General features: G+C 53.1%; 12 protein-coding genes. 7 read left to right on the top strand and 5 right to left on the bottom strand.

Annotated elements, in window-relative coordinates:
- Positions 1 to 221 precede the first annotated feature (221 nt).
- Both H164_RS14390 and H164_RS15860 read right to left on the bottom strand, forming a co-directional pair.
- Positions 222 to 1,901: a hypothetical protein gene (locus H164_RS14390; protein ID WP_202898939.1), complete on the bottom strand. Its 1,680-nt coding sequence runs from the start codon at positions 1,899 to 1,901 to the stop codon at positions 222 to 224.
- A 154-nt stretch (positions 1,902 to 2,055) separates the two neighbouring features.
- Entirely contained in the window at positions 2,056 to 2,706 is a 651-nt protein-coding gene (locus H164_RS15860; protein WP_019967464.1) for a hypothetical protein, read from the bottom strand.
- Between the two features lie 433 nt (positions 2,707 to 3,139).
- On the opposite strand from H164_RS15860, the gene H164_RS0104205 reads away from it, so the two are divergent.
- From H164_RS0104205 to H164_RS0104180, 6 genes are all read left to right on the top strand, one after another.
- The gene (locus tag H164_RS0104205) at positions 3,140 to 4,204 is read left to right on the top strand and encodes a LacI family DNA-binding transcriptional regulator (RefSeq protein ID WP_019967462.1); all 1,065 of its coding nucleotides are present in this window, start codon (positions 3,140 to 3,142) and stop codon (positions 4,202 to 4,204) included.
- 25 nt (positions 4,205 to 4,229) lie between these two features.
- Positions 4,230 to 5,726, top strand: a complete 1,497-nt coding sequence (locus tag H164_RS0104200) for a UxaA family hydrolase (RefSeq protein ID WP_019967461.1) — start codon at positions 4,230 to 4,232, stop codon at positions 5,724 to 5,726.
- 73 nt (positions 5,727 to 5,799) lie between these two features.
- The gene (locus H164_RS0104195; protein ID WP_373278022.1) at positions 5,800 to 7,029 is read left to right on the top strand and encodes a Na+/H+ antiporter NhaC family protein; all 1,230 of its coding nucleotides are present in this window, start codon (positions 5,800 to 5,802) and stop codon (positions 7,027 to 7,029) included.
- Between the two features lie 17 nt (positions 7,030 to 7,046).
- On the top strand, positions 7,047 to 7,727 hold the full coding sequence (locus H164_RS0104190) for a hypothetical protein (protein ID WP_019967459.1): 681 nt from the start codon (positions 7,047 to 7,049) through the stop codon (positions 7,725 to 7,727).
- A 146-nt stretch (positions 7,728 to 7,873) separates the two neighbouring features.
- Positions 7,874 to 8,572, top strand: coding sequence for a glycoside hydrolase family 25 protein (locus H164_RS0104185; RefSeq protein ID WP_019967458.1), 699 nt, complete (start codon positions 7,874 to 7,876; stop codon positions 8,570 to 8,572).
- 25 nt (positions 8,573 to 8,597) lie between these two features.
- Entirely contained in the window at positions 8,598 to 9,644 is a 1,047-nt protein-coding gene (locus H164_RS0104180) for a zinc ribbon domain-containing protein (RefSeq protein ID WP_019967457.1), read from the top strand.
- Between the two features lie 495 nt (positions 9,645 to 10,139).
- Here the strand turns inward: H164_RS0104180 and hisC are convergent, their stop codons facing one another.
- From hisC to hisG, 3 genes are read right to left on the bottom strand one after another with little or no spacing between them, the layout of a single operon-like run.
- Positions 10,140 to 11,174: a histidinol-phosphate transaminase gene (gene hisC / locus H164_RS0104175; RefSeq protein WP_019967456.1), complete on the bottom strand. Its 1,035-nt coding sequence runs from the start codon at positions 11,172 to 11,174 to the stop codon at positions 10,140 to 10,142.
- A 12-nt stretch (positions 11,175 to 11,186) separates the two neighbouring features.
- Positions 11,187 to 12,473 (bottom strand): histidinol dehydrogenase, encoded by a 1,287-nt coding sequence (gene hisD, locus H164_RS0104170; protein WP_019967455.1) that lies wholly within the window; start codon positions 12,471 to 12,473, stop codon positions 11,187 to 11,189.
- A 2-nt stretch (positions 12,474 to 12,475) separates the two neighbouring features.
- Positions 12,476 to 13,327 carry an ATP phosphoribosyltransferase gene (gene hisG, locus H164_RS0104165; protein ID WP_019967454.1) on the bottom strand — a complete coding sequence of 284 codons (852 nt, stop codon included), beginning with the start codon at positions 13,325 to 13,327 and terminating at the stop codon, positions 12,476 to 12,478.
- 129 nt (positions 13,328 to 13,456) lie between these two features.
- Here hisG and H164_RS0104160 point away from each other — a divergent pair, with 129 nt between their 5' ends.
- Entirely contained in the window at positions 13,457 to 14,677 is a 1,221-nt protein-coding gene (locus H164_RS0104160; RefSeq protein WP_019967453.1) for an MltF family protein, read from the top strand.
- Positions 14,678 to 15,015 lie beyond the last annotated feature (338 nt).

Below are 15,015 nucleotides of genomic sequence, written 5' to 3'. Positions count from 1 at the left end.
AACGAGTACGGAACACTCGTCACAACGAGTACGGAACACTCGCTACAACGAGTACGGAACACTCGTCACAACGAGTACGGAACACTCGCTACAACGAGTACGGAACACTCGTCTCATCGTGAGCACGGAACACGCTTGGCGGCCTGTCTTCGCCGGGTCTCACGCTCGTGACATCCACCTCTCATTTCGTTCCGAGGGGGGAGATGTGCCGCCACGCGCCGCTACTCGAACTCCTGCACCAAGGCTCCCGTTTCGCGGGTCACGTATCTAGCGTCAATACCGATTCTTTGAAATGTCAGTAGGTACGACCTATCAGTGGTGCCTGGTTCCCCGCTCGAGGTCTGATACTGGGCGTAGTTTCCATAGTTGCGTAGCTCACCCCTCCATGTCCAGCCCAATGCGGGAAGGTAGAAATAGTTGCCTATCTCCGTAGCCAACGGCCGGCCCAGAATAGGGGTCGCCCCTGCTGCGGAGTTTGGACGAGCGGGATTGTCATCCTTTCGGTAATCCATTTTGTCACCAAAATTACCACCTATGGGATCAGCGGCAGTGCCGGGATCAGGACCATAGACCTCTTTCATCTTTTCCCACGTGAGCGTGGCGGGATAGCCTTCGTGCGCAATGAGGTCGGCCACGATGACGCTCTTCTTTTTAAGCCATAGGCCGCCCATGCTCAAAAGATGGTTGTCTTTGACATAGATGCCCTCCTCCCAATGGGGATTGCCCTTGCGGATATACCATACGATCTCGTTCGCGTTGGGAAGCTTCTTGAAGAGCGCAGTCTGCGCGTCATTAGGGACATGAAAGGGGGTCTTGCGTTCGCTGTACCAGCGTGGGTCGGTGTTGTTCTTTGGGTAATGCTCTCCTTTTTCCTCGTTGGCGGTGGGCTGCTCGCTCTCGTAGCCGTGCCAATAGTCCTCCTGTGCGTCCCACATATAGTATTTGGGGGCGTTGAAGGGTGGTGCGGGCGGCGGTGTGAGGTTGGCCGTGATGTCACGTATCTGCCCCTCGGGGCATGCAAAGCCGGTCTCGGTCTTGATGAGGTCGCCGCTGACGCCGTTGACGTCTTTGAGCGTGTAGGCTATCGTGAGGTTGTAGGTGCCGGGGGCGAGAACCATGTAGGCCGCGTTCATGGCGAGGTTGTCGGTGGTGGTGTTCAGCGAGAAGTCGTTGGCGCTGCCGAGGTTCAGGGTGATGGTGTTGGAGCCGCCGGTGGGTGTCTTGTCCTTGAGTGTGCCGTCGCTGAAGTCGTAGGTGCCGGCAATGGGCTTGTCGGCCGTGACTACAATCTTTGTCAGCTTCACGTTCGGGCCGAGGCCGGTGTGCATGCAGCGGGGCACGAAGCAGAGGTAGCTGGCCTTGTGGTCGAGGGTGAACTCGTAGTCGCCTGCTGCGAGGGCACCGCTGTGGGCCGTGGCCGTTCCGCAGTCGCCCGCTGCGCCGAGATGGCTGAAGTCGTTGGGCGAGGCTTGTGTCTGTGCGGCGGCGATTGTCACGTGGTCGACGTCGGTGCTCGCGCCCGTGTAGCGCACTTCGGCAGTGGGCGTTGCGTAGAAGCCTGCGCTAAGGTGGAAGTTGGCGCGCGAGTGGTCGGCCGGTGTGGCCGATGCGGCGAAGTCGGCGGCCTCGCTCTGGTAGAACCGGCCGTCGTCGGCCTTTACCCAAATCTTGTCGGTCGCCGTCCAAAACACTTTGGCTTCGCTGCCCCGTGTGTGCGTGGCCGTGGTGCGGCTCTTTGCCTGACTGTTTCTCTTGACCAGATGGGCACCCGTAAACGTCGCCATGAACTTCGTCTCCGGTTGTTTCCTCTCATCTTGCTTCTGTTGCGTGTCTTCGCTCGCGCAGGCGGTCAATAGGCCAGCTGCCACGAGCCACATGCTTGACTTTATCAATCTTTTCATCTTCATTTGTTTTATAATTATTAAGAGCCTCCCCCAGCCCCTCCAAAGGAGGGGAGCCCGAGCTTGCGGGCAGTTCGCTCTCCCCTCCCTTGGGAGGGATTGGAGAGGCTCCTCCCCTCCCTTGGGAGGGGCTGGGGGTGGGCTTTTTAGTTGTTTACTCTTCCCACACATTATAGCTTGGCAGGGTATTCTCCCCTCCTTCGGAGGGGTTGGGGGAGGCTTCCTCTTCCCACTCCTCTACGCCTGTGTTGCGTTTGGCGTCTCCACCGTCTCCGCCATAGCCAATCTTTCCTGCATTGCCGCTGGCAGCCTGCAAGAGATGGTCCTCCTCCACCGGTACGACGGTGCACCGAGGGGCAATGTAATGTCGTCTTTCTTTCTGTTCTTTCATAATCTCTAATTTATAGGGTGAATATATTTGCTTTCCTTGTCTCGTTGCGTGCATGGCGCATGTAGGGACGCACGGCCCGTGCGTCCGCTCCAATGGCCCGCTAACTGCCAACTCGTCAACCGTGGCGAACGGACGCACGAGCCGTGCGTCCCTACATGCTCTTGCGTCTTTTCGTTTGCTTCCTTTTGCGTCTTTTTGTTTGCGAATGCATGTAGGGACGCACGGCTCGTGCGTCCGCTCCAATGCCCTGCTAATTGCCAACTCGTCAACCGTGGTAAGTGGACGCACGAGCCGTGCGTCCCTACATGCTCTTGCGTCTTTTCGTTTGCCTCCTTTTGCGTCTTCTCGTTTGCGAATGTATGTAGGGACGCACGGCTCGTGCGTCCGCATATTTTGTGACGTTATTTCGTTCATTTTTTGCTCGTAAAGGGACACGAAAATATGAACAAAGGGAACTCCGAGAAGCCCTTTGTTTATTGGGGTTACGCGCTCTCCGCGCGCGCGTACGTGAAGACGTTTAAACGCCAGGTGCGCTAAGTGTGTGTGTGTGTGTGTGTGTTAGCAAATTATTTGGATTAGCCAAATAATAAGCGTTAAAAGATGCAGAGAAATCAAAGTTTCTTTGCATCGGCTCCACACCTTTATAATATATAGGATTACTTTTTATCATCGCGTGCAAAGGTAAGGCAAAATTTCGGAACGGCCAAATAATCGGTCAAGAAATATTAGAGACACTCATTTCATTTTGATGAAATAAACGGCCACACTTTCGTGCAATTCAACTTTAATTGCTAATTTTGCAGCAACAAGACTGCACCCGTGGGACCCCCACATATAAAAAAGGAACATGAACGAGATGATTAGAATCAAAGACATTGCTGAACGGGCGGGCGTTTCAGTGGGAACCGTAGACCGAGTGCTCCACAAGCGTCCCAACGTGTCGGCCCCGGCACGGGAGAAAGTGGAGCAGGCCCTTAAGGAGATGAACTACCAGCCGAACATGTATGCGAGTGCGCTGGCACACAACAAATCCTACACTTTCTATCTTTTCATTCCTAAGCACGAACAGGAGGCTTACTGGGAGGAAATCGAGGAAGGCGCGAACAAGGCCATGGAGGCGCGGCGCGACTTCCACATCAACGTAAGGCTCGTTTATTACGAACGCTTCGACGATGCGTCGTTCAGGCAGGAAAGCAAAGCATGCCTTGCACTGCAGCCCGACGGCGTGATTATCGTGCCGGCCGAGCCTGCAGTCACACAAGAGTTCACGGACGCCATGCATGAACAAGGCATTCCTTTCGTTATGCTCGACTCTTACCTGCCGGCACTCCGTCCACTGTCGTTCTACGGTCAAGACTCATTCAGCAGCGGATATTTTGCGGCAAGAGTCCTGATGATGGAAGCTGCCGGGGCGCAGGAAATCATGCTGATGAAACAGACGAAGAACGGGAGCGTGGTCAGCAAGCAACAGGCGAACCGCGAAGTGGGGTTCAGACATTATATGGAAACGCATTACCCGGAAGTGAGCATCAACGAAGTGAATCTACCGCTCGACGATACGAAAGATACCTACGCCGCAATCCTCGAAGACTATTTCACCCGGCATACGCTCACCCGGCATTGCATCACGTTTGGCTCAAAGGCGCACCTCGTAGGCGAGTTCCTGCAAAGGACTAACCGCACGGACGTTCACATCATGGGCTACGACATGGTGGGCAAGAACGCGGAGTGCCTCAAGAAAGGCAGCATCTCCTTTCTGATTGCCCAACACGCCTACCAGCAAGGTTATTCCTGCGTCGAGGCACTATTCAGGGCTATCGTGCTGAAAAAGGAGGTTCAGCCCGTGAACTACATGCCCATCGAGCTCATTATGAAGGAAAACATCGACTTTTATCGAAGAACACAACTATAAAACAAATATACTACAACCAATCAACATGAAACAAACTGCTTACTTACAAATCAACAAGGCCGACACGGTCGTCGTCTGCCTTCGCCCTATTGACAAAGGAGAGACACTGGAAATCGGCGGGCGACGCATCACGGTACGCCAAGACACGCCTGCCGGACATAAGATTTTACTGCGTGACACGGCAAAAGGAGAGAACATCATCAAATACGGCTACCCTATCGGCCATGCAAAAGAGAACCTCGAAGCGGGCGAATGGGTCAACGAGCACAATATCGGGACCAATCTTGCGGGCACGCTGAACTATGAATACAAACCCGTGGAAGAGGTGCTCGACATTAAAGATGAGCACAGGACCTTCAAGGGATACGTCCGGAAGAATGGTGAAGTGGGTGTGCGGAATGAAGTCTGGATAGTCCCGACGGTGGGTTGCGTGAATGGCATAGCCGAACGTTTGGCAAAGCAACTGGAACAAGAGACTCGGCTCGAAGGTATCGATGCCGTGCATGCTTGGCACCACAACTATGGCTGCTCGCAATTGGGTGACGACCACGAGAACACGCGCAAAATACTTCGCGACATTTGTCTGCATCCTAATGCCGGTGCCGTACTGGTATTGTCGTTGGGCTGCGAGAACAATCAACCCGAAGACTTCATGCGACTGTTAGGAGATTATGATGCCGACAGAATTCAGCTTCTTATAACCCAGAAGGTCGAGGGCGACGAGATGGAAGAAGGAATGAAGCTCCTACGACAGCTCTACGCGAAAGCCGCACAAGACAAGCGTAGCGAAGTTCCCGTCAGCAAACTGCGCGTTGGTCTGAAATGTGGAGGAAGCGACGGTTTCAGTGGCATAACGGCCAATCCGCTTGTCGGCGAATTCTCAGACTGGCTAGTTGCACAAGGTGGTACGACCATTCTCACGGAGGTTCCGGAAATATTCGGGGCAGAGACCATTCTTATGAACCGCTGTAAGACACCGCAGCTGTTTCAGAAGACCGTAAGCCTGATCAACGATTTCAAAGATTATTTTCTCAGTCATGGCGAACCCGTCGGCGAGAATCCTTCTCCCGGAAACAAGGCCGGCGGAATATCTACCTTAGAAGATAAAGCTTTGGGATGCACACAGAAGTGTGGACGTGCCCCTGTCAGCGGTGTTCTTGAATATGGAGAACGCCTGCGACATAACGGACTGAACCTGCTGTCTGCCCCCGGAAACGATTTGGTCGCCGCCACGGCGCTGGCTGCGTCGGGTTGCCAGTTGGTGCTGTTTACCACGGGGCGCGGTACGCCTTTCGGCACTTTCGTCCCCACAATGAAGATAAGCACCAATTCTAATCTTTACAACACGAAGCGCAACTGGATTGACTTCAATGCGGGAGAGCTCGTGGAGGGAACGGACATGGACAGTCTCAGGAACCGCTTTACTGACAAGATTATCGCTACTGTAAGCGGCGATTTGGTCAGAAACGAAATCAACGACTACAGAGAGATAGCCATTTTCAAAAACGGTGTAACTTTATAAAACAAAGAGATTGAGTAATAAGAAAGGATTACTGGCCCTATCGCCACTCTTCATGCTGATTGCATTCATCGTGATGTTTACAATCTATTCCGTCGACAAAGGGAAAAACGAGCCCAATCTCTCGCTCTCTGTCGCTTTCATGCTGTCGAGTATCTATGCCATCATCATATCGGGTGGTCTTCCCATAACGAAAAGGATAGACATGTTCAGCCGGGGTGCCGGGGCCGGTAATCTGATGCTCATGCTTTGGATTTATGTCTTAGCCGGTGCGTTTGCCGCATCGGCAAAGAGCATGGGAGCCATTGATACGACCGTAAACTTCACGCTTCATTATCTGCCGTCGGACATGCTGTTACCGGGACTATTTTTGGCGGCGTGTTTCATATCCGTGTCTATCGGCACCAGTGTGGGAACGGTCGTGGCCTTGGTTCCCATTGCAGCCGGCATAGCCCACTCCACAGGCTTCAACACAGCCCTGATGACGGCAGTCATTGTTGGTGGAGCCTATTTCGGCGACAATCTTTCGTTTATCTCGGACACAACGGTAGTTGCAACACAGACGCAAGGCTGTGCTATGAAAGACAAATTCCGCGTGAACTTCGCCATCGTGGCACCGGCAGCCCTTATTATCCTCATTATTTATTTCTTTTTGGGAAACGAAATCAGTGCCCCAACCACGGTTCCTCCAGTTGAATATATCAAGATGCTCCCCTATCTTATAGTTTTGATTACAGCCATTGCAGGCATGAACGTCATGGCCGTGCTTACACTGGGGCTCTTCTTGTGCGGCATCATCGGCATGGCAACCGGTGACTACAATGTCTACAGCTGGTTCTCGGTCATGGGCGACGGCGTCCTCGGCATGGGCGAGCTCGTCATTATTGCGATGATGGCTGGCGGAATGTTGGAGATAATCCGTGAGAATGGTGGCATTGATTATATCATCGATAAGATGACCCGAAAAATCAACGGCAAACGCGGAGCAGAATTATCCATTGCAACGCTTGTCTCGTTTGTCAACATCTGTACAGCCAATAATACGGTGGCCATTTTGACCGTAGGTTCCATTGCAAAGAAGATAGGAGACAAATACGGTGTCGATAACCGCAAGGCCGCCAGCATACTGGACACCTTCTCCTGCTGCGTACAAGGACTTATTCCCTACGGCGTCCAGATGCTGCTGGCCGCAGGATTGGCCGGGGTGAACCCTATACAAATCCTCTCCTACCTTTACTATCCGATGGCCATTGGCGTAGCAGCATTGATGTCAATTCTGCTGCGGTATCCCAAGAAGTTCTCCTAACCTGTCCCGTCCGTTCTATGCACATCATCTATCGCAATCTTTTTACGAAACTCAGGATTGACAACTTCCAAACCCAAGAACGGTTGGAACCCATGTCAAGGTTCAAGATAAGAAAGCTCATGGCAATCATGAAGCATATCGCCGACATGCCGGCCGGAGAAATTGCCTTATCAAATCCGATACTGAACAGGCGATTGAAGAAAATACAGCGAGAGGAGCCACACGCCATCGACACTTCCATCGAAACCATCTACCTCCTGCGCATCATCGTCAGCAATGTCAATGCAACGATGAATTACGGAATGCCTGTCCGCGGCATTATACAACTGGGGCAATACTTGCGCTCACGCGGCGACAAGGTCAACTTCGTGAAACTGGAACATTGGCTGGCAAAACTGCATATCGCGCGCTTGGCACAGCTTCAAGGAAGCGTCCTCACCTGTCTTTTGGGATTCAGCAAAGACGAACTTCCTTTCGTGAAGCGGATAGAGCGGAATGCCGTTCCACTAACCCTCCGTTCCATCAGCAACATCGAACGTGACGAAGCGCAACACGCCGGACAAGATAATGGCCTCCCTCCACACAACACCCGAAGATTACTATGCCGAAATATAAGCTATCTTACTTATGCCCCCATGGAGACCATCGGCAATCTGCTGTCGAATTTCTCAAAAAGTCTTCCGAAAATTGAGGAATAACGCGAGTTTTGATATGAGAATTTTGATCTCCCGATTCAATTTTCCCTACTTTCTTCCCGGAGTTTTATAACAAATGCACGTGCAGAATAAGCAAAATAAAATTAATTTATTTTGCCATTATGCCTTTTTAGGGTAATTTTGCAGCCATGAGTTTCAAGAAGACATACACGGCCCTCCTACTTACGCTCCTCTCCACAACGGCAATGAAGGCGCAGGACTACATTCAATGTGAAGACACGTGCACCCATGTGCATGGCATTGACTTGAGCCACTATCAGGGAGACGTGTTCTGGGAAACACTGGGCGAGAACTCCAAGATGGCCTACGTCTATCTGAAAGCCACCGAGGGCGGCGACCATATCGACCGGAAATACGAGCGCAACATCGAACTGGCACACAAATACGGACTGAAAGTTGGCTCATACCACTTTTTCCGGCCCAAGACCGACCTTGCTCTCCAACTGCGCAACTTCACCACCCAATGCCAGCCAGCCAAGCAAGACCTCATCCCGATGATCGACATCGAGACAAAGGGCGGCCTCGACACCGAAGCCTTCTGCGACTCGCTGTTCAAATTCATCGCCATGGTAGAGAAGGCCTACAACCAGAGGCCGCTGCTCTACACGTTCGTCAACTTCTACAACAACTATCTGCAAGGCAAAATCGACGGCTACAAGCTGATGATTGCACAATACACCGACCGCACGCCCGTCCTTGCCGACGACCGCGAATACACGTTGTGGCAATACACCGGAAAAGGCCGCATCAACGGTATCAACGGCTATGTGGACAAAAGCCGGTTTATGGACCGCCACAGCCTGCGTGAAATAAGATTCAAACACTGACAATAACCTTTATAACAACAACAGTATGGCAATAATAAAATGTCCGGAATGCGGGAACCCTGTCAGCGACAAGGCTCCCATTTGTCCCAAATGTGGTGTGGAAATAGCAGGGAAAGTCAAGCCCGCAACGACAACTCCTCCACCTGTCCCCCCAACGTCGGAAACCGACAGACCGCAACGGCCCGACAACGAAAAAAAGAAAAAAGACACGAAGAATCTGCTCATCATTTGCCTCGTCATCGCACTGGTCGCCTGCGCCGCAGGATTCTATTTCTATCACGATGCACAGGCCGGCAAGGAGCAAGACGAATACGAATATGCCATGAGGTCGTCTGACCCTGCCGTGCTGCAGGCCTACTTGGACACCTTCACCGATGCCCCGAGAGCGCACATCGACAGCATTCAGGCCCACCTGACGCTGCTCATGCAGAGCGACAGAGACTGGACAAACGCCTTGGTGAGCAACTCGAAGTCGGTCTTCGAAGACTATCTTGCAAACCATCCCAACTCTCCCCACAAAGCCGAGGCTGAGCACAAGATCGACTCGCTCGACTGGATCACCGCCTCAACGACCAACACGCCCGATGCCTACAACAGCTACCTGCAACGCCATCCCAACGGAGAATACGTGGACGAGGCTAAAGACGGCATCAAAAACGTGAATGCCAAGACCGTGCAACCCGAAGAGAAAACTATGATCGCCAGCCTCTTCCGCCACTTCTTCCAAAGCATCAACTCGCGCGACGAAACCGCACTGACAAGCACCTGCGAAAGCATCATGACCTCGTTCCTCGGCAAGTCGGACGCCACCCGAAGCGACGTGTCAACATTCCTCAACAAACTGTGGAAAGACGACATCACCAACATGAACTGGCGCATCAACAACGACTATTCCATCGACAAGAAAGAAGTGGGCGAGGGCGAATACGAATACACCGTGAAATTCTCCGCCGTCCAGCTGAAAGAGTCCGAAGACGCATCGAAAAGCGGCAAGAGCACTTTCCGCATCAGCGCAAAAGTTAGCCCCAACGACAAAATCAGCTCGTTCAACATGGTCAAGATACTCGAATAACATTCGAATCTAAACCGATTATTCGCTTTTCCCGCATGCGCAAGCCTCAAAACGAATAAAATATAGCTTGCGCACCCGGGCGAAGGTCTCAAACGTAAACATGTGTTAACTGCGCAACGTGCGCAAGTCTCGCCCGTTAAGCTGCGTTAACATTGCAGGGGTACGAAAGTCCCGCCTGTTAAGCTGTGTTAACTGCGCAATGTGCGCAAGTTCCGCCTGTTAAGCTATGTTAAGTGCGCAACGTGCGCAAGTCTCACCCATTAAGCTGCGTTAACATTGTAGGGGTACGCAAGTCTCGCCTGTTAAGCTGCGTTAACATCGTAGGGGTACAGAAGTCTCGCCCGTTAAGCTGTGTTAACTGCGCACAGCGCGCAAGTGCCAAAACGAAAGAAATATTGATTGCGCCCCGGAGCGCAATCTTTTTTATGACTGATTGGGGGTAATTCTTCCCTTAAGAACTCATATCAGATGCCCCGAATGCCGCGGGAAAGCCACTCACAGCTTTCTTAGCGCGGCCAGCAGTTCCTGATTCTCGGATTTCGTCCCGATGGTGATGCGCAGGCAATCGTCGCAAAGCGTGATGCGTGTACGGTTGCGCACAATGATGCCTCGGTCGACGAGATAATCATAGATGCCCTGTGCATCGGTCACCCGTGCAAGGAAGAAGTTGGCTTCCGTGGGATAAACCTTCTTGCAAATGGGAAGGTCTTCAAAGGCCTGCATGACGCGCGTTCGCTCTTGCTTGATGATGGAGACCCATTTGTCCACGGCGAACGGGTCTTTCAGTGCATCGATAGCCTGTCGCTGGGTCAACGCATTGACGTTGTAGGGATATTTCACCTTGTTGAACAGGCCGATAATATCCTTAGAGGCAAAGGCCATGCCCAGTCTGATGGCCGCGCACCCCCACGCCTTGCTCATCGTGTTGAGCACGATGAGGTTGGGGTGGCTCGCCAATTCATGTCTGAACGGGCGGGCGTTGGCAAAGTCGCTATAGGCTTCGTCGATGATGACGATGCCTTGGAACATTTGCAACACTTTCTCTATCGCCTCACGGTCGATCAGGTTTCCCGTCGGATTGTTGGGCGAGCAAATCCACATCAGTTTCGTGTGCGCATCGCAGGCTCCTAAAAGTTTGTCTGCCGTTATCCGATAATCGGCATCAAGCAACACGGGCCGGTATTCCACGTTGTTGACATCGGCGCACACCTCGTACATGCCGTAGGTGGGTGCGATAGCCACGACATTGTCGATGCCGGGTTCGCAGAAGATGCGATAAGGCAGGTCGATGGCCTCGTCGCTCCCGTTGCCCAGAAAGATATTCTCTGCCGGAACACCCTTTACGGCAGAGAGCAACTGCTTCAATTCCTGCTGCAAAGGGTCGGGATATCTGTTGAACGGCTTATTGAAGGGGTTCTCGTTCGCATCGAGAAACACGGTGGCCGAACGGCCCGAGAACTCGGTTCTAGCACAGCTGTAGGCGGCCAAACGCCATATATTGGGGCGGCAAAGTGCCTTGATTTCTTTCATCTTAGGCCTGCTTTAGGGGTTGGTGTCATTGATTCTGATGCGCATCGCGTTGGCATGGGCCTCCAACTGTTCGTTCTCGGCCATGCACACCACGGCCTTTCCGATGCTCCGGACGCCTTCACGCGTCAGGTGCTGGAAGGTAATCTTGCGATTATAGCTGTCAAGATTCACGCCGCTGTATGCCGTTGCATGGCCGTGCGTTGGCAGGGTGTGGTTGGTTCCGCTGGCATAATCGCCTGCACTCTCGCAGGCATAGTTTCCCAAAAAGACACTGCCCGCATTCGTGACTTGTTTTGAAAGGTTTTCGGCATCTTCGACAGCAAGGATGAGATGCTCGGGTGCGTAGGCATTGCTCAAGGCCATGGCCTCATCAGTGTCGTGCACCAAGACGAACCGTGAATGTTCCAACGTCTTTTCGGCCATATCCTTGCGGGGCAGCCGTTGCAATTGCTTGTCGGTTTCGCTTTCGATGGCCAGCAAAGCCTCTTCCGAAGTGGCAATCAAAAGCACTTGTGAGTCGGTGCCGTGCTCGGCCTGCGAGAGAAGGTCGGCCGCAACGTATGCGGGATTGCACGTGTCGTCGGCGATGACGCACACCTCCGACGGGCCTGCAGGCATATCGATAGCAACATCATGCAAGCTCACCTGTTGCTTGGCCGCCATGACATATTGGTTGCCCGGCCCGAATATCTTATAGACTTTCGGCACGCTCTCCGTACCATAGGCCATGGCTCCGATGGCCTGCACGCCTCCAATCTTGAATATCTTGTCAACGCCGGCAATCTTTGCAGCCATCAGAATGGCCGGGTTCACCCTGCCGTGGCTATCGGGTGGCGTGCAAAGCACAATCTCCTTGCAGCCTGCAATCTTTGCGGGGGTGGCCAACATCAGCACCGTTGAGAAGAGGGGAGCCGTTCCGCCGGGGATATACAACCCCACTTTCTCGATGGGCACGCTCTTTTGCCAACAGGTGACACCGCGTGAGGTTTCAACCTTAGTGCTTTCAAACTGCTGTGCCCGATGAAACTTTGCGATATTGCGATGAGCCAACGCCAAGGCTTCCTTCAGTTCAGACGAGACGAGTGTCTCGGCCGCATCCATTTCTGCTTTACTGACGGCGAGGTCTTGCAAAACAGCATGGTCGAACTGCTGCTCATAGCCTTTCACGGCCGCGTCGCCATGCTCCTTGACATGGGCCAGCACTTCTGCCACGACAGCATTGAGCTGCGAGACGTCGAGTTGCGGACGCTTCACAAGGTCGCCCCACTCGGCACGTGCCGGATATTTAATGATATTCATGCTTATAGAATCATCTTTTCAATAGGCGTAACCAAGATTCCCTGCGCACCCAACTCTTTCAGTTTGCCGATAATCTCCCAGAAGCTTTTTTCATCGAGAACCGTATGAATGGAGCACCATGCTTCATCGGCGAGCGGAATAATCGTTGGACTCTTGATGCCCGGGAGCACTTCGGTGATGGCTTTGATGTTGCTCTTGGGCGCATTCATCATGACATACTTCTTGTCTTGCGCCGAGCGCACAGCCCCGAAGCGGAACAACATCTCGTTAAGTATCTTATGCTTATCTTCGTCCAGTTGCCAATTGGCTATCAGTACGGCCTCGCTCTTGGTAACCACCTCCACTTCGCGCAGATTATTGCTCACCAACGTGCTGCCCGAACTGACAATATCAAAGATGGCGTCGGCCAATCCTATACCCGGACTAATCTCCACACTACCCGTGATGACATGAATGTCGGCATTGATGCCGTTCTTCTTCATAAACTTCGAGAGAATGACGGGATAAGAGGTGGCTATCTTCCGGCCATTGAACCAACTGAGCCCCGGATAGCTCACATCTTTCGGAATGGCTAAAGACAAACGACACTTGCTGAAGCCGAGCCGGTCAATGATTTGAGCGTTCTCGTCACGCTCCATGAACTCGTTCTCACCCACAATACCGATATCGGCCACACCGCTTGCCACGCTTTGCGGAATATCATCGTCTCTGAGATAAAGGATTTCGAGCGGAAAGTTGGAAGCCTGCACCAAAAGGCTACGCTTGTTGGCATTTACTTTGATGTCGGCCTCGGCCAGCAGATGCATCGTGTCGTCATAGAGACGACCTTTTGATTGTATAGCAATACGTAACATGTTGCGTCGTGATTGAATGAAAAATACGATGCAAAAGTACGCTTTTCTAAAGATATTTGCAAATAATGTTGTAATTTTGTGCCCCATAGGGGCTTATTCCTTATATATTATAAGAAAGCATCAACGTTTATGCGCTATTTATTGATTGGGTTGACGGCGGGCCTGCTGACGGTGGCAATGCTGGCATCATGCAACGGAAAGAAAGAAAAGGTGCTGACGCCTTGGGGAGAGGAAGTCGGCAGCGAAGACTCCTTGCCCAAGCAAGGCGGCTTCACGCTGACAGACATTCAGAGCAACGGCGAGCTCATCGTGCTCACGATGTCGGGGCCCGAGACCTATTATGACTACAGAGGACGCGGAATGGGACTGCAATACATGCTGGCCGAGAAGTTCGCCGAGAAGCTGGGCGTTTCGCTCCGTGTAGAAGTCTGCAGAGACACGCTCGAGCTCGTGCGCCGCTTGCTTGCCGGCGATGGCGACCTGATAGCCTTTCCGCTGCCACGTGGCTATAAGCACATCGAATACTGCGGCGCAAAGATGGAAGCACAGCACGCACAATGGGCCGTCAGACAGCACAACGAAGAACTGGCCGACTCGCTGAACAGCTGGTTCCGCCCCCGCATGATTGCCGAGCTGAAGAAAGAAGAGGCCTTCCTTTTGTCCACACGCAGCGTGACGCGCCACGTCTACTCGCCGATGCTCGACCGCTCGGGCGGCATCATCTCGCGCTGGGACATTCACTTCAAGCAGTATGCCCCACTTGCCGGCTGGGATTGGCGACTCATGGCTGCACAATGCTATCAGGAGTCGACCTTCGACCCACAGGCACACTCGTGGGCCGGAGCCTGCGGACTGATGCAAATCATGCCCCGGACGGCTGACCACTTGGGGCTTCCCCGCGAAGACCTGTACAACCCCGAGCGCAACATCGCCGCCGCAGCCAAATATATCCGCGAACTGTCAGACCGGTTCTCCGACGTTGGCAACCCCATCGAAAGGTGCTGTTACGTGCTGGCAAGCTACAACGGAGGCTTCTTCCACATTCGCGACGCCATGGCCTTGGCGCGCAAGCAAGGCCGGAACCCCAACCGCTGGAGCGACGTCAGGGAGTATGTGTTGCGCCTGAGCACCCCTGCCTACTACAACGACCCCGTCGTGAAATACGGCTACATGCGGGGCAGCGAGACCGTCAACTATGTCAACCGCATCATCGACCGCTGGGCGCAATACCGCGGCTTTACGCATGGCGGAAGCACCGGCACGATGGGCGGCAGCTTCAAGGGCTTCGGCGACGGTTTCGGCAACATGAAGCCCTCGCGTGCCAAACATCACAACCGCTTTAAGCTGTAGCCGCTCGGCAAAGCCTGTCCGCCCGTTCCACTTCCATAACTATCCTCACTCTTCCTTAAGCAGTAGTCGCCCAGCAAAGCGTATCTCCATGCGCTTTGCTATAAGGATATCGGGCTTCCCGCCACGGTGGGAAAACATTCCCGCCACGGTGGGACATTATTCCCGCCATGGCGGGACGCTATTCCCACCATGGCGGGAAACCAGCTATCCTACTATCAGGCGAGGAGAATTCCCTATGTAAAAGACGTGGCATCTACATAGGGAATAAGAGAAAACCTCTATGCGGGAGCGCACAGAGATGGACGTTATCCGACAACAAAAGAGGGCAGGTATCGCTA

Source organism: Segatella maculosa DSM 19339 = JCM 15638, assembly GCF_000382385.1.
In the GTDB taxonomy this organism is placed as follows: domain Bacteria; phylum Bacteroidota; class Bacteroidia; order Bacteroidales; family Bacteroidaceae; genus Prevotella; species Prevotella maculosa.
Note: the sequence above shows the minus strand (reverse complement) of the source record. Positions and strands in the feature narration are given on the sequence as shown.